15 protein-coding genes are annotated in these 21363 nt (G+C 62.5%); 7 read left to right on the forward strand and 8 right to left on the reverse strand.

The features are described from left to right. The first annotated feature begins 2 nt into the window (after positions 1-2). The 4 genes from CR103_RS11035 (at position 3) to CR103_RS11050 (ending at position 4323) form a co-directional block, all read left to right on the forward strand. Positions 3-473, forward strand: coding sequence for an acyl-CoA thioesterase (locus CR103_RS11035; RefSeq protein WP_229443004.1), 471 nt, complete (start codon positions 3-5; stop codon positions 471-473). A gap of 413 nt (positions 474-886) precedes the next feature. Further along, positions 887-1483, forward strand: a complete 597-nt coding sequence (locus CR103_RS11040; RefSeq protein WP_099916033.1) for a DUF4360 domain-containing protein — start codon at positions 887-889, stop codon at positions 1481-1483. 67 nt (positions 1484-1550) lie between these two features. Continuing rightward, positions 1551-2138 carry a DUF4360 domain-containing protein gene (locus CR103_RS11045; RefSeq protein WP_099916034.1) on the forward strand — a complete coding sequence of 196 codons (588 nt, stop codon included), beginning with the start codon at positions 1551-1553 and terminating at the stop codon, positions 2136-2138. A 163-nt stretch (positions 2139-2301) separates the two neighbouring features. Then, entirely contained in the window at positions 2302-4323 is a 2022-nt protein-coding gene (locus CR103_RS11050; RefSeq protein WP_099916035.1) for a S9 family peptidase, read from the forward strand. 248 nt (positions 4324-4571) lie between these two features. Here CR103_RS11050 and CR103_RS23365 read toward each other — a convergent pair whose 3' ends face one another. The 5 genes from CR103_RS23365 to pyrG form a co-directional block, all read right to left on the reverse strand. Beyond that, positions 4572-4958: a collagen-like domain-containing protein gene (locus tag CR103_RS23365; protein WP_099916036.1), complete on the reverse strand. Its 387-nt coding sequence runs from the start codon at positions 4956-4958 to the stop codon at positions 4572-4574. A 179-nt stretch (positions 4959-5137) separates the two neighbouring features. Then, positions 5138-5491, reverse strand: a complete 354-nt coding sequence (gene ftsB / locus CR103_RS11060) for a cell division protein FtsB (protein ID WP_099916037.1) — start codon at positions 5489-5491, stop codon at positions 5138-5140. A 54-nt stretch (positions 5492-5545) separates the two neighbouring features. Next, positions 5546-6829, reverse strand: coding sequence for a phosphopyruvate hydratase (eno, locus tag CR103_RS11065; RefSeq protein ID WP_099916038.1), 1284 nt, complete (start codon positions 6827-6829; stop codon positions 5546-5548). An 88-nt stretch (positions 6830-6917) separates the two neighbouring features. Further along, on the reverse strand, positions 6918-7775 hold the full coding sequence (gene kdsA / locus CR103_RS11070; RefSeq protein ID WP_099916039.1) for a 3-deoxy-8-phosphooctulonate synthase: 858 nt from the start codon (positions 7773-7775) through the stop codon (positions 6918-6920). Then, positions 7772-9478 (reverse strand): CTP synthase, encoded by a 1707-nt coding sequence (pyrG, locus tag CR103_RS11075; RefSeq protein ID WP_229443005.1) that lies wholly within the window; start codon positions 9476-9478, stop codon positions 7772-7774. Before pyrG ends, kdsA begins: the two co-directional genes overlap by 4 nt. A 417-nt stretch (positions 9479-9895) precedes the next feature. On the opposite strand from pyrG, the gene CR103_RS11080 reads away from it, so the two are divergent. Continuing rightward, the gene (locus CR103_RS11080; protein ID WP_099916065.1) at positions 9896-10297 is read left to right on the forward strand and encodes a PRC-barrel domain-containing protein; all 402 of its coding nucleotides are present in this window, start codon (positions 9896-9898) and stop codon (positions 10295-10297) included. An 18-nt stretch (positions 10298-10315) separates the two neighbouring features. Here the strand turns inward: CR103_RS11080 and CR103_RS11085 are convergent, their stop codons facing one another. Beyond that, on the reverse strand, positions 10316-11644 hold the full coding sequence (locus tag CR103_RS11085; protein WP_099916040.1) for an amidohydrolase: 1329 nt from the start codon (positions 11642-11644) through the stop codon (positions 10316-10318). Positions 11645-11848: 204 nt separating this feature from the next. On the opposite strand from CR103_RS11085, the gene CR103_RS11090 reads away from it, so the two are divergent. After that, a complete protein-coding gene (locus CR103_RS11090; protein WP_099916041.1) occupies positions 11849-13525 on the forward strand; it encodes a methyl-accepting chemotaxis protein in 1677 nt (558 codons plus the stop codon). A 236-nt stretch (positions 13526-13761) separates the two neighbouring features. Here the strand turns inward: CR103_RS11090 and CR103_RS11095 are convergent, their stop codons facing one another. Next, entirely contained in the window at positions 13762-16944 is a 3183-nt protein-coding gene (locus CR103_RS11095) for an error-prone DNA polymerase (RefSeq protein WP_099916042.1), read from the reverse strand. Between the two features lie 586 nt (positions 16945-17530). Here CR103_RS11095 and CR103_RS11100 point away from each other — a divergent pair. Then, complete coding sequence (locus CR103_RS11100; RefSeq protein WP_099916043.1) at positions 17531-19927, forward strand: TonB-dependent receptor plug domain-containing protein; 2397 nt, start codon at positions 17531-17533, stop codon at positions 19925-19927. A gap of 108 nt (positions 19928-20035) precedes the next feature. Here the strand turns inward: CR103_RS11100 and CR103_RS11105 are convergent, their stop codons facing one another. Beyond that, complete coding sequence (locus CR103_RS11105) at positions 20036-21355, reverse strand: ATP-binding protein (protein ID WP_099916044.1); 1320 nt, start codon at positions 21353-21355, stop codon at positions 20036-20038. Positions 21356-21363 lie beyond the last annotated feature (8 nt).

Genomic DNA, 21363 nt, shown 5'->3' on the forward strand with positions numbered 1-21363 from the left:
ACATGCGCGCCAGTAGCGACCGTGGCCTGTTGGAACAGGCTCTAGGAATGCGCGACGCGCCCCGCTCCGCGTTCGCGCATTTCCTCGCGATTGGCACGCGCTGGATGGACAACGACGTCTACGGCCACGTCAACAATGTTGTCTACTACTCGTACTTCGACACGGCAGTCAATCAGTTCCTGATCGAACGCGGCGTGCTCGATATTCACAAGGGCGACATCGTGGGCTTCGTCGTCGATTCCGGCTGCGCCTATTTCAGCGCGATCTCCTTTCCTGACACCGTGCATGCAGGCATCCGCGTGGCCAAGCTGGGCAACTCCAGCGTGCGCTACGAAATCGCGCTGTACCGCAACGATGATCCCCTGCCTTCTGCGGCCGGTCATTTCGTGCATGTGTACGTTGAACGCAAAAGCAATCGCCCGGTGCCGATTCCTGCGGCAGTGCGCCAGATACTCGAAACCATACAGACCTAAATATCCAGCCCCCGCTTAAGCGGATCGTCCATCCTCAGCACTGCGGCATCAGCATCGCAGTGAGATGCGGCAAATACACCAGATCGCGCTGGTCGATCATCTCGACCGACCAGTGCGAATAGCGGCCCGGCCACGACAGGCCGACGCCGATCGCGCCGCCCGGCCGATCGCATGACCCGCATCGGTTGCCAGCCCCAGCCCATGGTTACCTTCGCTTACAGCTGAAACCGCTTCAATACACCCTCTCGGGTCTTCGCCGAATAGTCTGTCGATACGCCATACGGCCAACAGCAACCTGGTTATCCGAATGCTTTTACACCTGAGTTGCCGGTCTGGTTTCTTGGTAACTGAAACAGTCGTGACTATTCATTGCAAGTGCGTTCTGTCGACCAAAATCTCACAGGAGAATCACCATGAAATCATATGCCCTCTTACTTTCCACGATGATTCTTAGCGCACCGGCTTTTGCCGCCGATGACATTTCCCTCGGCAAGCCGGGATATGGCGGCACCGGCTGCCCGGAAGGCACTGTATCGGCTACGTTGAGCCCGGATGCAAAATCCTTGAGTTTGCTATTCGACCAATACCAAATCTCGGTCGGAGGCACGACTGGAAAAAGCTTCGACCGCAAGAGCTGCAATATCGCCATTCCGGTACACGTGCCGCAGGGAATGAGCGTATCTGTGCTGAAAATCGATTACCGCGGCTTTAATCATTTGCCGGCAACCGCGACCTCGCAGTTCAATGTCGAATATTTCTTTGCGGGCAGCAAAGGACCTGCATTCCAGCGCATATTTCGTGGCGTCCTCGACGAGGACTATTTGATCAACAACGAGCTCACCGCTGAGTCGGTTGTTTGGTCCGGTTGCGGCGCCGACGTTAATTTGCGAACCAACTCGAGCATGCGCGTGAGAACAGTGGGTAACAAGGAAGCGCTTACATCGATCGACTCGCAAGATGTCAATGCGGGAATCATTTATCAGCTGCAATGGAAGAAATGCGGCGCTTAAATCGGTTACAGCCTGGGCGCGCCGGCTCTATCAGCGCGTCCGCCCTCGACATGCATAGGACAGACCCATGACGCTGCTAATGACAAGTACGCTCGCCTGCATGGCGTTTATTGCCCTGCCCGCATGCGCGGCGCAAGCCAATGGATGCCCCGAAGGTAGCTATTCGATCGTCCTGGCGCCCGATGGCACGACCCTGAGTATCTTGTTTGACCAATTTACCGTTGAAAGCGGCCCGGGTTCGAGCGTCGCGGCGCAGAGAAAGCTATGCCAGATTTCGGCGCCACTGAACTTGCCCGCACATCGATCCGTCGGTGTCTACAAGGTCGACTACCGTGGCTTCGCGAAACTGGCGTCGACACAGGAAACTGAACTCGCCGTTAAATACTTTTTAGGACCGCACAACCATGCGCACGGTCGTGTTTTCAAGCGCAAGATCAAAGGTGCGCATGAAGGCGATTATTTTTTTACTGAAACCATTGGCGCCGGACAGATGAAACGCGTCGGATGCGGCGCCAATGCCATGTTAAACGTCGCCATTTCACTTAATTTGGTTGGCGACCGGGGGGACGGCGAGGCCATGGCGTCGCTCGACACCACTGATGCTGCCAGGGGTGGGGCGATTGTCTACCACCTCGATTTGAAAAACTGCCCTTGACACGTATGTTGGTTCCTTGCGCGCGGTGCTTTTAACACTGCCTTCGCCCCTTCAAACTGATTTTTCGCCGGCTTGCTGGCCAATTCATGTATGCATCCGAATTTTTACCAACATTATGGTTTTCGTAATACCATCTTGCATCGACCATTCAGAAAGCTTCCACATGATTCGTCCTATCTTGTCCGTGCTGGTGCTGGCGGCCGTTACCGGCTTCGGCTCCGGCTCCGCCTTCGCCCAGGCATCCGCCGCACAGCTATCGACCACGCCCCTGATCGAACGCGCCAAATTCTTCGGCAACCCGACCAAAGCCGGTTCGCAGATCAGCCCGGATGGCAAGCACCTGTCCTGGATTGCACCGCGCGATGGCGTCATGAACCTGTGGGTGGCTCCATTGTCGGACCTGTCCAAGGCCAAGCCGCTCACGGCCGAGACCAAGCGTCCGATCCGCGCCATGTTCTGGGCGCCGGACTCGAAATCGGTGCTGTTCATCAATGACAAGGGCGGCGACGAGAATTTCTTGTTGTACGGCGTAAACGTCGCCAGTGGCGAACAAAAAAGCCTGACGCCGTTTGAAAAAACGCGCGTGCAAGTGGTCGGCATCAGCAACAACGTCAAGGACCGGATATTGGTGGCGGTCAATAACCGCGATCCAAAATGGCACGATGTGCACAGCCTTGACCTGGCCACCGGAAAGCTCGCGCTGGTGTTCCAGAATGACGGCTACAGCAGTTTTTTACCGGATGAGAGCCTGAACCTGCGCATCGCCACCAAGTCGAACAGCGCCGGCGGCACCGATTTCCACACCGTCACCGACGGCAAAGTGGCGCCCACGCCATACGCCAGTGTCGGCATGGACGATGTGCAGACCACGCGCCCGCTGGGTTTTACCACCGACGGCAAGTCGCTCTACTGGGCCGATTCGCGCGGCCGCAACACGGCCGCGCTGCTCGAGCAGGATCTGGCCAGCGGCAAGACCAAAGTCATTGCCGAGGATGCCCGCGCCGACATCACCTCCGCCCTGCCCGACACGCGCACCGGCCGGGTACAAGCCTATCAACTCGACTACCTGACCAATGAATTCATCGCTGTCGACCCAAAAATCGCGGCCGACCTGGCATTCTTGAAAAAGCAGGCCAAAGGCGCCTTCTGGATCAATTCGCGCAGCGAAGACGGCGAAAAATGGATTGTGGTGATCGACCGCGTCATCGAGCCATCGTCGACTTTTCTGTACGAACGCAAGGGCAAACGCCTGACCAAACTGTACACCTCGCGCCCGGAACTGGAAGGCGCGCCGCTGGTGCCGATGCTGCCCAAGGAAATCAAGTCGCGCGACGGCATGACGATGGTCTCCTACCTGACCATGCCGAAAAGCGCCGGCGACAAAACCAACGCGCCGGTCCCGATGGTGCTGCTGGTGCATGGCGGGCCATGGGCGCGCGACGGCTACGGCTACAACAGCGTGCATCAGTGGCTCGCCAACCGGGGCTACGCGGTGCTGTCGGTAAACTTCCGCGGCTCGACCGGCTTCGGTAAAAAATTCATTTCCGCCGGCGACATGCAATGGGGCCGCAAGATGCACGACGACCTGCTCGACGCGGTCACCTGGGCAGTCGCCGAAGGCATCACCACGCGCGACAAGGTCGCCATCATGGGCGCTTCGTACGGCGGCTATGCGACCCTGGCCGGCCTGGCGTTCACGCCGGACCAGTTTGCCTGCGGCGTTGACATTGTCGGTCCATCCAACCTGTTCACTCTGCTAAGCACGGTTCCGCCTTATTGGGAGTCGCTCAAGCAGCGGTTTTACAAGCGCATCGGCGATCCGACCACGGAGGCGGGCAAGGCGGTTTTGAAGGAACGCTCGCCGCTGTACTCGGCCGACAAGATCACCCGGCCGTTGCTGATCGGCCAGGGCGCCAACGATCCGCGCGTCAACGTTGCCGAATCTGACCAGATCGTCGCGGCGATGAGCGCGAAGAACATTCCTGTCACCTACGTCGTGTTCCCCGATGAAGGACATGGTTTCGCCCGTCCCGCCAACAACATCGCTTTCATGGCGGTGACGGAAAACTTCCTCGGCAAGTGCCTGGGCGGACGCGCCGAACCAATTGGCGCCTCGCTTAAAGCGTCGAGCGCGCAGGTCAAGCACGGCGCCGAGTTCTCGCCGGGTCTGAAGGAAGCGATGTAAGCAGTACCAAGCGCACTTGCCGCAAGAGAGCGCCAACCGAAGCGGTTGGCGCTTTTTCTTTTGCCACTATCGCCTGCACTATTTCTGTACTGCGAACTGGAGGAAACTGCGGCTTGCCAGCAGTCGGTAGTCGAGCGCATCGTTGGCCAGAGTGTCGCGTTGTTGCGGTATCAGTATCGCGGTGCCTCGGACGGTTGCGGCAAGGCTTGCCGCGACCGCCCTAAGGCAACACCCTGGAGTGAATCTGCCTAGCGATTCGGCACCACGATCACGGTGCCATTCCCGGCGCTGCCCTTGACGCCGGCATTCCCCCTCGCACCTGTGTTACCGGTTGCACCGGTGTTGCCCGTTGCGCCAGTGTCCCCAGTCGCGCCCGTGTTGCCCGTTGCGCCGGTCGCGCCGGTGTAGCCGGTTGCACCTGTATCACCGGTGGCGCCGGTGCCGCCACTGGCACCGGTGTATCCGGTCGCGCCAGTGCGCCCGGTTGCACCGTTCATCCCGGGTTCGCCCGTATAACCGGTTGCTCCGGTGTCACCGGTGGCGCCTTGCGGGCCCGCCGGACCTGCCGGCAGCGAAATGCAGCCGCCCAATGCGAGGGCTGCCAATACTGGAACGAGTTTTGTCAAATAGTTCATGATATCTCCCTGTAGGTCGCCGAGGAAACTACACACGAGAGTGTGGGTAGCCGTCCCGTCCAGAACATTTCCGGATCGTCTTATTCACGCATGTAAATCATGTCAACGAGCAACGATTGAGTGAGGATAAGCGCTTCCTGCGCTTGAGTCCGTACGCTAACGCGCATAGCACGACGGACTTAATGGCTGGCAGGTTTGCGTCCGGCGGGCGCGGGGGGGAGGGGCGTCGGCAAGCGTGTCTTCGACTCGGTCGGCTTGCCGTTCTCGTCAAGCACCTGGACGAAAATTTCGTTCTGCTTGATCATGCCGAGCTCGTAGCGGGCCCGCTCTTCGACGGCGCCGGTGCCGTCTTTCAGGTCGCGCACTTCGGAGTCGAGCTTGGCGTTGCGCGCCCGCAGTTCAGCGGTCTTGCGGTGGCTGGCGGCGACCTGGGTTTCGAGGTCGGCCACGCGCACCCTGCCGCCCTTCCCCAGCCATAACGGATACTGGATCAGCAACAGCAGGGCGAACAGGGCGAGCGTTATCAGGCGCATGGATTGACAGCGGCCAGCAAGGCCGGCCGGGGGTTAACAGGATGTAAAAAAATATTACTTCAGATTATAAAACGCGTCGCGGCCCGGATAGCTGGCGATGTCGCCCAGGTCCTCTTCGATGCGCAGCAGCTGGTTGTACTTGGCCATGCGGTCCGAGCGCGACAGCGAACCGGTCTTGATCTGCAGCGCGTTCATGCCGACCGCGATGTCGGCGATGGTCGAGTCTTCGGTCTCGCCCGAGCGGTGCGAAATAACGGCGGTGTAGCCGGCGCGCTTGGCCATCTCGATCGCGGCGAAGGTCTCGGTCAGGGTGCCGATCTGGTTGATCTTGATCAGGATCGAGTTGGCGATGCCCTTCTGGATACCTTCCTTGAGGATCTTGGTGTTGGTGACGAACAGGTCGTCGCCGACCAGTTGCACCTTCTTGCCCAGCGCCTCGGTCAGGATCGCCCAGCCTTCCCAGTCGCCTTCGGCCATCGCGTCTTCGATCGAGATGATCGGGTACTTATCGCACCAGGTCGCGAGCATGTTGGTAAAATCGGTCGCCGACAGCGACATGCCTTCGCCAGAGAGCACGTACTTGCCATCCTTGTAGAATTCGCTGGCGGCGCAGTCGAGGCCGAGCGCGATCTGGGTGCCCGGCTCATAGCCGGCCTGCTCGATCGCCAGCATGATCAGCTTGATCGCTTCTTCATGGTTCGCAACCGATGGGGCGAAGCCGCCTTCGTCGCCGACCGACGTCGTCAGGCCGCGCTCGTGCAGGATTTTTTTCAGCGTGTGGAACACTTCGGCGCCATAGCGGATCGCTTCCTTGAACGACGGCGCGCCGACCGGGATGATCATGAATTCCTGGATGTCCAGGTTGTTGTCGGCGTGGGCGCCGCCGTTGATGACGTTCATCATCGGCACCGGCATCTGCATCGCGCCCGAGCCGCCGAAGTAGCGGTACAAAGGCAGGCCGGCTTCTTCGGCGGCGGCCTTGGCCACCGCCATCGATACCGCCAGCATCGCATTGGCGCCCAGGCGGCTCTTGTTCTCGGTGCCGTCCAGGTCGATCAGGGTGCGGTCGAGGAAGGCTTGCTCGTTGGCGTCGAGGCCCATGATGGCTTCGGAGATTTCGGTGTTGATGTTCTCGCAGGCTTGCAGCACGCCCTTGCCGAAATAGCGTTTCATGTCGCCGTCGCGCAGCTCGATCGCTTCGCGCGAGCCGGTCGAAGCGCCCGACGGCACCGCCGCCCGGCCCATCACGCCCGACTCGAGCAGCACGTCGCATTCGACGGTCGGATTGCCGCGCGAATCCATGATTTCACGGCCGATAATGTCAACGATAGCACTCATTTTTTTGGTCTCCGAAGGTAAAAAAGTCTGTTCAGCGGGCGTGAAGATCTAACTGGGGTCAGGCCAGACCCCGGCATCAACATCCGTATTACGCAAAATTTTGCAGTTCGAGGAAGCCGGCCTTCTTGACCACGCGATCGAGGTCGACGAGGACGGACAGCAGTTCCTTCATGCGCGCAAGCGGGACGGCGTTGGGGCCGTCCGACAAGGCCTGGGCCGGGTTCGGATGGGTTTCCATGAACAGGCCGGCAATGCCGGCGGCGACCGCGGCGCGCGCCAGCACCGGGATGTGCTCGCGCTGGCCACCGGACGAGGTGCCCTGGCCGCCTGGCAGCTGCACCGAGTGGGTGCCGTCGAAGACCACCGGGCAGTTCGATTCGCGCATGATGGCGAGCGAACGCATGTCCGACACCAGGTTGTTGTAGCCGAACGAGACGCCGCGCTCGCAGGCCATGAAGTTGTCTTCATTGACGCCGGCCTGCCTGGCCGCCTGGCGCGCTTTGTCGATCACGTTTTTCATGTCGCCGGGCGCGAGGAACTGGCCCTTCTTGATGTTGACCGGCAGTCCGGTCTGGGCGCAGGCGACGATGAAGTCGGTCTGGCGGCACAAAAACGCCGGGGTCTGGATCACGTCGACGACCGCGCAAACGCTAGCCAACTCTTCGATCGAGTGGACGTCGGTGAGGACCGGCACGCCGATCTCGCGCTTGACGTCGGCCAGGATCTCGAGGCCTTTGTCCATGCCCGGGCCGCGGAACGTCGTGCCCGACGAGCGGTTGGCCTTGTCGAACGACGACTTGTAAATGAACGGGATGCCGAGCGCCGCCGTGATTTCCTTGAGCGTGCCGGCGGTGTCGAGCGCCATCTGGCGCGACTCGATCACGCAGGTGCCGGCGATCAGGAAGATCGATTGATCGAGGCCGACATCGAATCCGCAAAGCTTCATGCCGCGTCTCCTTGCAAATTACGCAGCGGCAGGTTGACCACCAGCGCCGCTTGCGTCGGGGCCAGGGCCGCGGCCTGGTGGGCCAGCGCTGCCTTGATGAACGAAATGAACAGCGGGTGGCCGGTGCGCGGGGTCGACTTGAACTCCGGGTGGTACTGCACACCCATGTACCACGGGTGAGCGTGCACGCCTTCGCGCGGCAGCTCCATGATTTCGCACAGATCTTCGGTCGGGGTGCGCGCCGACACCACCAGCCCGGCCGCTTCGATCCGCGACAGGTAGTGGTTGTTCGCTTCGTAGCGATGGCGGTGGCGCTCGGTGACGACGCTGCCGTAGATATCAAAGGCCAGCGTGCCCGGATTCACCGCGCAGGTCTGGGCGCCGAGACGCATGGTGCCGCCCAGGTCCGAACTTTCGTCGCGTTTTTCGACCTTGCCGTCATGGTTCTGCCACTCATTGATGAGGGCGACGACCGGCTGGTCGGTGTCCGGATCGAACTCGGTCGAGTTGGCGTTCGCCATGCCTGCTTCGTGGCGCGCGTATTCAATCAGCGCCACCTGCATGCCGAGGCAGATGCCGAGGTAAGGGATCTTGTTTTCGCGCGCATAGCGGGCCGCCATGATCTTGCCCTCGACGCCGCGCTTGCCGAAGCCGCCCGGCACCAGGATCGCATCGTACTTGGCCAGGTGGGCGCAGCCCTTGGTCTCGATGTCTTCCGAATCGAGGTACTCGATGTTGATCCGGCTTTCGGTGTGGATGCCGGCGTGGCGCAGCGCTTCGGTGAGCGACTTGTACGACTCGGTCAGGTCGACGTATTTGCCGACCATGCCGATGGTGACGGCCGCCTTCGGGTGTTCCAGCGCGTGAATCAGCTTGGTCCACATCGACAGGTCGGCCGGCGGCGCTTCCAGGCCGAGCGTCTCCAGGATGATTTCGTCGAGGCCCTGGTCGTGCAAAACTTGCGGCACCTTGTAGATGGTGTCGACGTCCCATACCGAGATGACGGCCGCTTCTTCGACGTTCGAGAACAGCGAAATCTTGGCGCGCTCGTCGGCCGGGATCGGGCGGTCGGCGCGGCACAGCAGCGCGTTCGGGAAGATGCCGATTTCGCGCAGCTTCTGCACGCTGTGCTGGGTCGGCTTGGTTTTCAGTTCGCCCGCCGAAGCGATGTACGGCACCAGCGTCAGGTGCACGAAGGCGGCCGACTTGCGCCCGGCCCGCAGCGACAGCTGGCGCGCCGCTTCCAGGAAAGGCAGCGACTCGATGTCGCCGACGGTGCCGCCGATTTCGACCAGCGCCACGTCGTAGCCTTCGGCGCCGCGGTAAATATAGTCCTGGATCTCGTTGGTGATGTGCGGGATGACCTGGACCGTCTTGCCCAGGTATTCGCCGCGGCGTTCCTTGCGGATCACCGATTCGTAGATCTGGCCGGTGGTGAAGTTGTTCACCTTGCGCATGCGGGTGCTGATGAAGCGCTCGTAGTGACCAAGGTCGAGATCGGTTTCAGCGCCATCGTCGGTGACGAACACTTCCCCGTGCTGCATCGGGCTCATGGTGCCCGGATCGACGTTGATGTACGGGTCGAGCTTGAGCATGGTGACTTTAAGGCCGCGCGATTCGAGGATCGCGGCGAGAGAGGCGGCGGCAATCCCTTTTCCAAGGGATGACACGACGCCACCGGTGACGAAGACAAATTTGGTCATTGCAGGAGGTGCCGAACGGCACGTGCGGGAAATTGAGATTATACCTTAAGCAGCCGCACTTCCGAATGACAAGTTAAAAGGTCCCGCGCTTGCGCCAGGCCGGGTTGCCGGAGGCGCCGACCAATAAGCCGTGATTTTAATTGGTAAAATGTTAATTTTTTACCCGGATTGACTAGCCATCGTTAGCATGCCCTGTCATTGTTGATAGCCAAGGCGACGGCATGGCCGATTTCCTTGGCGTGGACGTTTCATGAAGTGACGCTGGCCGAAATGTTCGCGCGTGCGCCGGTGGTACGGTACTTTGCCGACGGCGCACACTGCGCCCTGACGACGGCGTACGTGTGCGAGCGAACAGACCGGGCAGAGTGTTTCGCCCATGCTGGCAGCTTGTACAACGCACATACAAGGGAGACCACCATGTCATATATGAACCGCGACACTTTGGGCATGTATTCGAACAAAAACCACAAGGGGCCTGGCCCGGAACTGATGGGCGCCGACACCCTGATTGGCGATCACGTGCACAACCTGAAGGATGAGCATCTTGGCGAGATCAAGGAGATCATGCTCGACATGCGCAGCGGCAAAATCGCCTATGTGGTGATGTCGAGCGGCGGCGTGCTCAGCATCGGCGAAAAACTGTTCGCAGTGCCTTGGCAAGCCCTCACCCTCGACACCGCCAACCACCAGATGCGGATGAACATGGACAAGGCGAAGATCGAGGCTGCGCCCGGCTTCGATACCGACAGCTGGCCGAACATGGCCGACCAGTCCTGGGCCAGCCAGATCCACGGTTATTACGGCACCAGCGCGACCTGATCTTGATTGCCGCCGTCGTTACTTCTTTTCCGCGAACAGGTCCAGCAGGATCGCGGTCTCGGCCTTGATGGTGTTGATCACGGTCGGCTTGAAGTCCGGTGCCCACTGCGGCGAATGGGTGCCCGGCAGCGGCTGGCCGGCCTTCGTCGCCGCCGCTAGGCGCGACGCCTCGACCGCACCCACGTGCAACAGGATCGCCTTCACGCCCGGCTGCAGGCCGTACTGGGAAAAGTCTTCCGAGGTCATCTTGGACGGCATTTCTTTCACGAAATCGGGGCCGACCGCGCCCTGCACGACCTTGACCATGCGGCCGATCAGCTCCGGATCGTTGTAGACCGAATCGGTGCCCTGCTTGATTTCCACCAGCGGCTCCTTCGGCGCGCCCGCGGCGATCGCCTCGCCTTTGGCTTCGCGCGCAATACTTGCCAGCACGCGCTTGCGCACTTCCGGCTTGAAAGTGCGCACCGACAGTTGCAGCTTGACCTGGTCCGGGATGATGTTGGCCACGGTGCCGCCCTGGATACTGCCGACGGTGATGACGACCGGGTCGAGCGGATTGTTCTCGCGCGAGATGAGGGTCTGCAGGGCCAGCACGAGGCGCGCCGCCATCACGATCGGGTCGCGCGTTTCGTGCGGCACCGCGCCGTGACCGCCCTGGCCGAACATGGTGATGTTGACGACGTCGGACGAGGCGCGGAAGGCGCCGGCGTGGTACATGATCACGCCCGACGGCCCGCTGGCGTCGTCATGCATCGACAGTGCGTAGTCGGGCTTGGGGAAGCGGGTAAACAGGCCATCCTTGAGCATCGCCGCGGCGCCCGACACCGTCTCCTCGGCCGGCTGGCCGACCAGCATCAGGGTGCCGCTCCACGCCTTGCGGTTGTCGGCCATCAGTTTCGCCGTGCCGAACCAGGCCGCCATATGCAGGTCGTGGCCGCAGGCGTGCATCACCGGGGTCGTTTCACCCGCCGCATTCTTGGTGGTGACGGTGCTGGCAAACGCCAGGCCGGTCTTTTCCAGCACCGGCAGGCCATCGATCTCGGTGCGCAGCATGACGGTCGGACCCGGCCCGTTGCGCAGGATCGCCACCACGCCGGTGCCGCCGACCCCGGTCGTTACCTCGAAACCGAGCCCCTTGGCGAGCGCGGCCAGCTTGGCGGCGGTCTGGTGCTCGTTAAACGCCAGTTCCGGGCTGCGGTGCAGGTCCTGGTACAGCGATTCGACCGACGGATACAAAGAGTTCAGCTGGTCGGTGAAGGCTTGCGGCAACGGCGCGGCGTGAGCGACGCCGCTGGCAACGAGGGCGGTAACTAACAGTTTTTGTAAAAAGCGGGGCGTTGAAATCATGAGCGTGTCCTGAGGTAAAAATGGGGGCGGATGCAGGGATGAAAAACATTTCCGCGAATGTTATCGCGAATCGAATTGGCCGAAGAACATGCGAACCAATCCGTCAAATTATTTCATTAATGAATTAAATATTGCTTTAAAGCACTGTAGCATGGAAGCCTGGCTTTATTTTCAGCGATTTTTGACGGGAAGTAGCAAGTAAACGTGAAAAACATCAAGATCGGCCCGCGCCTCGGCATTGGCTTCGCCCTCATCCTGGCAATGACCGTGTTCATCGCCATCGTCGGTGTCTGGCGCCTCAACGATGTGGCAGCGTCGACCCACGCCATGATGGTCCAGCCGCTGACCAAGGAGCGCTTGTTTACCGACTGGTACGGCCAGAATTTCGGCGCCATCCGCCGCACCCAGGCGATTATCAAGAGCGCAGACCCGGAATTGAGCGCGTATTTCAAGGAAGACGGCGCCGCCACCGCCAAGCGCGTGGTGGAGCTGACCAAGCAGGCCGAGCCGATGATCCAGGGTGCTGCCGAAAAATCGCTGTACGAAAAAATCATGGCGCAACGCAAGCTCTACAGTGCCGCGCGCGACGACGCGCTCAAGGCCAAGGCCGCCGGCGACAACGAGGCAGCGGTCAAGCTGCTCGACCAGGTGTACACGCCGCAGGCCAAGGCGTACCAGGACATGCTGCAAGACATGGTGACGCTGCAGCGCGGTGAAATCGACGCGACGGCCCACGCCATCGACGCCACCGCCAGCCTGAGCACGAAGCTGATCATGATCCTGACCGCCTGCGCGGTCGCGGTCGGAGTGGGCTTTTCGTGGCTGCTGACGATCGGCATCACGCGCCCGATCCGCCAGGCGGTCGAGCTGGCCGAAACCGTCGCCGGCGGCGACCTGACGCGCACGATTGTAGCGACGTCGAACGACGAGACCGGCGCCCTGCTGCGCGCGCTGGCCAACATGAACAACAGCCTGGTCGGCATCGTCACCGAAGTGCGCACTGGCACCGATTCGATCACGACCGCCTCGAACGAGATCAGCGCCGGCAACCACGACTTGTCGGCGCGCACCGAACAACAGGCCAGCTCGCTGGAAGAAACCGCGGCATCGATGGAAGAACTGACGTCGACCGTCAAGCAGAACGCCGACAACGCGCGCCAGGCCAACCAGTTGTCGCAGACCGCCTCTGACGTCGCGATCCAGGGCGGCGCAGTGGTCGGCCAGGTGATCGTGACGATGGGTTCGATCAATGAATCGTCGCGCAAGATCGTCGACATCATCGGTGTAATCGACGGCATCGCCTTCCAGACCAACATCCTCGCGCTGAACGCGGCGGTCGAAGCGGCGCGCGCCGGCGAACAGGGCCGCGGCTTCGCGGTGGTGGCGTCGGAAGTGCGCACGCTGGCCCAACGCTCGGCGGCGGCGGCCAAGGAAATCAAGACGTTGATCGGCAACTCGGTCGACCAGGTCGACGCCGGCGCAAAACTGGTCGACCAGGCCGGCGCCACGATGGAGCAGGTGGTGGCCAGCATTCGCCGCGTCACCGACATCATGGGCGAGATCACCATCGCCAGCGCCGAACAGACCGACGGCATCGAACAGGTCAATCAGGCGATCGCCGAAATGGACCAGGTGACGCAGCAAAATGCGGCGCTGGTGGAAGAGTCGGCGGCGGCGGCCGAATCGATGCAGCAGCAGGCCGGCCGCCTGGCGCAGGTGGTCAGCGTGTTCAAGCTGGCCCAAGCAGCGAAGGCGGAGCCGCGGCTGCGCCCAGTGCCGGCGTCTGCCGTGCGCGCGGCGCCGAGGACCCGCGCGATCGCCGCACCGCAGCCAAAGCGCACAGCGCGCGGGGCGGGTAGCGATGAGTGGGAAGAGTTCTGATTTCGTTAGCCTAAAAACCGTCGCCCTCGCGAACGCGAACGCGCCAGGCTGAGCTGACATTTCTGAAGCATTGGTTTGGCGTATGCTGAAGCGATGGCATCAGTCGTGTGGGCGGCGGCGACCGAGCGACGACCGTGCACACAAAGGCGATTTCACCGTTTATTGGAACACCGCAACGCGACGCCACGGGAAATTGATGATTTTCAGGTTAACGATAGTTATTTGAGCGCGCCCGTTCAGCAAAAATCCCGGCTCTGGGTTCCGAGCCGTCCCAGCAGCGCCGACATGTCCACCAGCCGCTTGGCGACCAGGTGGCGCACCTCCCCTTCCCTCTGCCAGATCCCATACACGCCCAGCAGCGGCGCGCCCAGCACCTCGCGGCGCTGCTGCTCGACCAGGCTGGGCCAGATGATCACGTTGATGTTGCCGGTCTCGTCTTCAAGCGTCATGAACAGCACGCCTTTCGCCGTGCCCGGACGCTGGCGCACGGTGACGATGCCGCAGGCGCGCGCCAGCTGGCCATTCTGGTAATCGTGCAAGGTCGACGCCGGCATGAAGCGCTGTTTCAGTAATTGGGGGCGCAGCAGCGCCAGCGGATGGCGTCCCAAGGTCAGCCCCTGCGAACGGTAGTCGCCGACGATCTCGTCGCCTTCCGACGGCGCGCGCAGCTGCGGCGTTTCCTCGTCGGGCGTGGTCGGGCGCAGCAAGTCCTTGTCCGGCACCGCGCCGACCGCCTGCCACAGCGCCTGACGCCGGTTGCCGGCCAGCGAAGCCAGGGCGTTCGAGGCGGCCAGCACCTGCAGGTCGCCGCGCTCGAGCCCGGCCCGGCGCGCCAGGTCGGCGACGCTGGCGAACGGCCGGATCGCGCGCGCGTCCTCGATGCGCGCCGCCACTTCCCGGCGCATGCCGCGCTGCAGGGACATTCCCAGCCGTACCGCGGGCTGGCGCGCGCGCGATTCCTCGAACTCTTCGAGTGTCGACTCCCAGCCGCTGATGGCGATGTCGACCGGGCGCACCTCGATGCCATGGCGGCGCGCGTCCTGCACCAGTTGCGACGGGCTGTAGAAACCCATCGGCTGGCTATTGAGCAGCGCGCACAGGAAGGCGGCCGGCTCGTGCCGCTTGATCCACGCGCTGGCGTAGGCCAGCAGCGCGAAACTGGCGGCGTGCGATTCCGGAAAACCGTATTCGCCGAAACCCTGGATCTGGCTGAAGATGGCCTCGGCGAAGGCGAGTTCGTAGCCGCGCTCGAGCATGCCGCCGACGATGCGCTGGTAGTAGGCTTCCAGGCCCCCCTTGCGCTTCCACGCCGCCATCGCACGCCGCAGCTGGTCGGCTTCGCCGGGCGTGAAGCCGGCCGCCAGGATCGCCACCTGCATGACCTGTTCCTGGAAGATCGGCACGCCCAGCGTGCGCTCGAGCGCGGCGCGGATTTCCGGCTTCGGGTAATGGGTCGGCTCCAGCCCCTGGCGCCGTTTTAAATAGGGATGGACCATGCCGCCCTGGATCGGGCCGGGGCGCACCAGCGCCACCTCGATCACCAGATCGTAGAATGTGCGCGGCAGCAGGCGCGGCAGCATGCTCATCTGCGCGCGCGACTCGATCTGGAACACGCCGACCGTATCGGCCGCGCACATCATGTCGTAGGTCGGCTTGTCGTCGTGCGCAATATCCTGCATTTCGACTGCGTTGCCATGGCGCTCGCCGATCAGCGCAAGTCCGCGGCGCAGCATCGACAGCATGCCCAGCGCGAGCACGTCGACCTTCATCAGGCCCAGTTCCTGCAAGTCGTTCTTGTCCCACTCGATGACGCTGCGCTCGGCCATCGCGGCGTTCTCGATCGGCACCAGGCGCGACAACTTGCCGCGGGCGATGACGAAGCCGCCCGGATGCTGCGACAAGTGGCGCGGAAAGCCGATTAGCAGCTGGGCCAGGGTGGCCCACTGGCGCGCCAGCCTGGACTCCGGATCGAGCCCGCTTTCGGCCAGCCGGTTCACCAGGTCCTGCTTGCTGTCGAACCAGTGATGGGACTTGGCCACCTTTTCGACGATGGCAAGGTCGATGCCGAGCGCGCGGCCGCTGTCGCGCAGCGCGCTTTTGGGCCGGTAACTGATCACCACCGCGGCCAGCGCGGCGCGGGTGCGGCCGTACTTGCTGTAGATGTACTGGATCACCTCTTCGCGCCGCTGGTGCTCGAAATCGACGTCGATGTCGGGCGGCTCGTTGCGCTCCTTCGAGATGAAGCGCTCGAACAGCAAATTGCCGCGCGCCGGATCGACTTCGGTGATGCCGAGGCAATAGCAGACGGCCGAGTTGGCGGCCGAACCACGGCCCTGGCACAGGATGTTGTTGGAGCGGGCAAAACGGACGATGTCGTAGACGGTCAGAAAATACTGCTCGTATTCCATCTCGCCGATCAGGGTCAGTTCGTGCTCGAGCTGGGCTTGCACCTTGGCCGGGATGCCGTCACGAAAACGCCGGTGGGCGCCGATGTAGGTTTCGCTGCGCAGGTAACTGGCCGCCGTGTGGCCGGCCGGCACCACCTCGTTCGGATATTCGTAGCGCAGCTCGTCGAGCGAAAACGTACACAGGCGGGCGATGCGGATCGTTTCGGCCAGCACCTCGGGGGCGTAGATGTTGGCCAGGCGCAGGCGCGCGCGCAGGTGCTGCTCGGCGTTCTGGGCCAGCTGGTAGCCGCACTCGGCCACGGGTTTACCAATGCGGATCGCCGACAACGTGTCTTGCAAGGGTTTGCGCGAGCGCACGTGCATGACGACGTGGCCGACCGCCGCCACCGGCAGCGCGTGCTGCCAGGCGACTTCCTCGATGGTGGCGCGGTGGGCCTCGTCGAACGCGCGGTGCAGCAGGTTCAGGCCGATCCAGGCGCGGCCGGGAAAGGTCGCCGCCATCCACGCCGCCTGCGCGTGCAGGCGGTCGACGTCGGCTGCGTCATGAGCGGGATAGGACGGCAGCAGGATCGCCAGGCAATCAGGCAGCTGCGCCAGGTGCGCCAGGTGGGCACGCTCGGCTGGCGGCGCGCTGAAATCGGCCGGCATCAGCCGGTAAGTACCTTTTTCGCTGCGGGTACGGGCGATGGTGATCAGTTCGGCCAGGTTGCCGTAGCCTTCGCGGTTTTGGGCCAGCAGCACCAGCGACAACGCCGCTTCGCCATCCGGGTTCGTCAGGTGGAAATGGGCGCCGACGATGAACGGCAGCGCCGCTTTTTTCGCCTCCGCGTGGGCACGCACCACGCCGGCCAGCGAACACTCATCGGTCAGCGCCAGCGCCGAATAGCCGAGCCGGACCGCGCGCTCCACCAGCTCTTCGGCGTGCGAGGCACCCTGCAGAAAAGTAAAGTTCGACAAGCAAAACAGCTCGGCGTAATCGGGCAGGCCTGGCGGGGAATGGGGGGACGGCATCGGGGTGGGCTACGAAAATTAAGGCTGCAAATAAAAAGTACTGTATAAAAACACAGTATATCCTACCGATCCGGATGAGCAAGGAAATGCCGATGGCAATACCATTTATGTCGGCGACGCCACCGATCTGTCATTGCCTGATGGATAATTGTTAGCATCCGGCATGAAGGTTTCCTGCTGCCGCAGTCGATTGCGAAGTGACCGGCTGTTTAAAAGACGGCAAATCGGCGGATCGCCATGCAATAAACGGGTCATACCCCATTTAAAAAATGCAGCGAATTTGCCGATAATGCGGGTGTTGGCATAGCAAATGTCAGCACCGGATAACGGGTCACAGCCGTTGAAAAATAAAGGGGTCTGACCCGTTTAAAAAACGGCAGATCGGTGGATTTCCAATAATTAAACGGGTCAGACCCCTATGAAAAAACGGGATTGGGGCTGACCCTGGCGTTGGCTTTAGCACGTTTCAGGCCGGGCAAGCCGTGCAGTTAACTTATATCGTCATTACGTTGCAACATTTCCACACTTCTACAATTGCGTGACCTGCAAGTGCTTAAAATGGGGGTTTTCATTCGGGAGATGTCGCGTGTTCCAACCAAGTACCCTTCGCAAGGCCGTTCTGCTGAGCCTGTATGGCAGTGCTGCCCTCGCCGGCTTGTCGCCAGCGGCCTCCGCCCAAAGCGCCACTGCCGCCGTCAAAGACGAGGTCCAGACTGTCAACGTGGTCGGCTCGCGCCGTGTTTCGAATACGTCGGCCACTGAAACCGTGGTGCCGGTCGATTTCATCCCGATGACCAAGGTCGCCGAACAAGGCGGCCAGTTCGACTTGGCCCAGACGCTGACGTACATCTCGCCGTCGTTCAACTCAACCCGCCAGACCGGTGCCGATGGCGCCGACCTGATCGATTCGGCGGCGCTGCGCGGCTTGGGTTCCGACCAGACGCTGGTGCTGATGAACGGCAAGCGCCGCCACTCCACCGCGCTGGTCAACATCTTCGGCGCCCGCAACCGCGGCAACACCGGCACCGACATGAACGCGATCCCGCTGCTGGCGATCAAGAACGTGCAGGTGCTGCGCGATGGCGCCGCCGCCCAGTACGGCTCGGACGCGATCGCTGGCGTGATCAATATCGAGATGAAGAAGAGCCTCGGCTGCGAGGCGGTAACTGGCGCCGGCAAATATTCCGCGGGCGACGGCAAGAACTACCTGGGCTCGGCCTATTGCGGCTTCCAGCTCGGCGACAAGGGCGCCATCGGCATCACCGGCGAAGTGCTCAACCGCGGCCGCTCGAACCGCGCCGACGCCGACAGCCCGCGCATCATCGGCGACTCGCTGGTGAAGAACCGCACCCTGTACGTCAACGGCGACGTGCCGGTGGGCGCGGACGGTAAAGTGTATTTCACCGCCGGCGTGCAGGACCGCTACGGCTCCAGCGCTGCATTCGGGCGCGGCGGCATCGGCTCGGATGACATCCCGTCGAAGAACTCGGCCGCGATGTACCCGAACGGCTTCGCGCCCTTCATCAACGCCGACGTCGATGACCGTTACGCCACGGTCGGCTACCGCACCCGCGCCGGCGACTGGAATGCGGATTTCTCGCAGACCTACGGCGTCAACAAGATGCGCTACAACATCAGCAACACCTTGAACGCATCGATCGCCAACAAGGACTTGCTGGCCGGCGGCAAAGGCATCAGCCCGAACCGCTTCGACGCCGGCGGCTTCGAATTCGCGCAATACACCAGCAACGCCGACTTCAGCAAATTCTACGGCGATATCCTGGGCGGCCTGAACATCGCGGCGGGCGCCGAGTACCGCAGGGAGAACTACAAGATCTTCGCCGGCGAGCCGGGTTCCTACAACGACGTCGACGGCCTCGGCTTCGGCGGCAACGCCGGCAGCCAGGGCTTCCCCGGCTTTCAGCCGAGCGACGCCACCGACAAGAACCGCCACAGCAGCGCCGCCTACCTCGATGTGGAGGCCGACGTGACGCAGCGCGCCAAGCTGCAAGCGGCGCTGCGCTACGAAAAATTCTCCGACTTCGGCGCGACCGTGACGGGCAAGCTGGCCGGTTCCTACCGCGTGGCCGACGCGGTCCTGCTGCGCGCCTCGGCCAGCACCGGCTTTCGCGCGCCGTCGCTGCAGCAGGTGTACTTCTCGTCGACCTTTACCGACTTCGTCGGCGGCGTCGCCAAGGACGTGGTATTCGCGCCGAACGGCGGCGCAGTCACCATTGCTGCCGGCATTCCGAAACTGAAGGAAGAAACATCGAAGAGCTTCACCCTTGGCACAACCTGGACGCCGACTGTCTCGACTTCGGTGACGGCCGACCTGTACCGCATCGACATCGACGACCGCATCGTGCTGTCGGGCCGCTTCGATTCGGGCAACTACCCCAAGCTGGGCGGCATCCTGCTCAACCTCGGCGTGGCGTCGGCCCAGTTCTTCGTCAACTCGATCGACACGCGCACCCAGGGCCTGGACCTGACGGTGTCGAACAAGAGCGATCTGCTGGGTGGCAAACTCGCCACCTTCCTGGCCATGAACTTCAGTTCCACCGACGTCACCAACGTCAAGGCGCCGGCCTCGCTCAAGGGCTTCGAGAGTGTGCTGTTGTCCGAGCGTGAGCGATTGTTCATCGAACAGGGCGGCCCGCGCCGCAAGGCAACCCTCGATTTCGACTACACGCTGGGCAAGGTCGGGACCAACTTCAAGATCATCCACTTCGGCCCGCAGACCCTGGGCACGTTTTCGGGCCCGCCGACACCGCGCATGGAATACGCGTCGAAGACGTCGGCCGACTTGGCGTTCACCTACGCGTTCACGCCGAAAACCAAGTTCACGGTGGGCGCGGCGAATATCTTCAACGCCAAGCCGACTTCGCAGGATCCGAACGAGACCGACAACGGTTTCAAGTACGAAAGCGTGCAGTTCGGTTTGAACGGGACGTCGTATTTTGCACGGCTGTGGCATAAGTTTTAAGCGCCGGTCGAACTAAGAGCGTCGTTTTTACCGCTGGTAGAAACGACGCTCGACGTATCGACGTATCGACGTAACAACGTAACAACGTAACAACGTAACAACGTATTATCAGGCGTTCTTCGGGAACGCCACCACCGCCGACAAGCCCCCCAGCCGCGCCGACTGCCCCAGGCTCAACGTCGCGCCGTGCCGTTCGGCGATCGCCTTGATAATCGCCAGCCCCAGCCCGCTGCCCGCGGTCTCGCTGCCGGCGATGCGGTAGAAACGGTCGAACACCCGTTCGCGCTCCTCCGTCGGAATCCCCGGTCCACTGTCTTCCACGATAATGCTCGCGCCACGCACGGCGACATCGACCGTTCCACCGGCCGGCGTGTACTTGATCGCATTTTCCACCAGGTTACGCATCAGGATCATCAACGCATCGGCCTGGCCGCTCACGCTGACCTCGTCGGCGTGTTGAAGCCCTAGGTCGACGCCCTTGTGCTGCGCCATGCCCACCAGGTCGCCGACGGTGCGCCGCGCCAGCTCATCGAGCAGCACCTGCTGCACCTTTGAGTCGCCCGCTGCGCTGGCCTCCTGCCGCGCCAGCACCAGCAACTGCTCGACCAGCCGCGTGGCGCGCTCGATGCCGGCCGTCAGACGCCCCACCGCTACCTGGCGCGCGTCAAGGCTTTCGGCGCGCTCCAGGCTCACGGCCTGCAGCTTGAGCGCGGCGAGCGGCGTGCGCAGTTCGTGGGCGGCGTCGGCGACGAAATTCTGCTGCGCCGCGAACGCCGTCCTGACCCTGCCGAACAGCAGGTTCAGTTCATGCACCAGCGGGCGCACTTCGTCGGGCAGGCCGGTTTCCGACACCGGCGAGAGGTCGTCGGCCTGGCGCGCCGCCACCTGGGCGCGCACCCGCGCCACCGGTTCGAGCGAGCCGCTTACCACCCACCACACCACCAGCATCAGGATCGGCATCAGCACCGCGATCGGGCCGACCGTGCGCAGCGCCAGGTTGCCGGCCATGTTGCGGCGCACCGCCATGTCCTGGGCCACCTGCACCGTCTGGCTGCTGGTCTGCACCGAAAAAATGCGGAAGGTGGTGCCGTTCGCCTTGACGCTGGAAAAACCCAGCACCGCGCGCTGCGGCAACTGCGCGCGCGACACCGTGCGGAACACCTGCACGCCGTCGGGCGTCCACACCTGCACCACCAGCTCGTTGTTTTCGCCGTCGGTGTCGATACCGGCGCGCGCTGCTTCCCGGTTCGACAGCGGCGCACTTGAACCAAGCGCCAGCGCCATCTGCTGCATGTGGTAGTCGAAGATCTCGTCGGCGTCGCCCAGGGCGGTGCGGTAGGCGATGGTGGCCTGGGCGATGGCGGCGATGCTGATCGCCGCCAGCAGGAACCACAGCAGACGCCCGCGTAGCGAATGGGTTACTTTCATAACGTCGC

This window comes from Massilia psychrophila (assembly GCF_002760665.1).
Taxonomy (GTDB): domain Bacteria; phylum Pseudomonadota; class Gammaproteobacteria; order Burkholderiales; family Burkholderiaceae_D; genus JAFCUW01.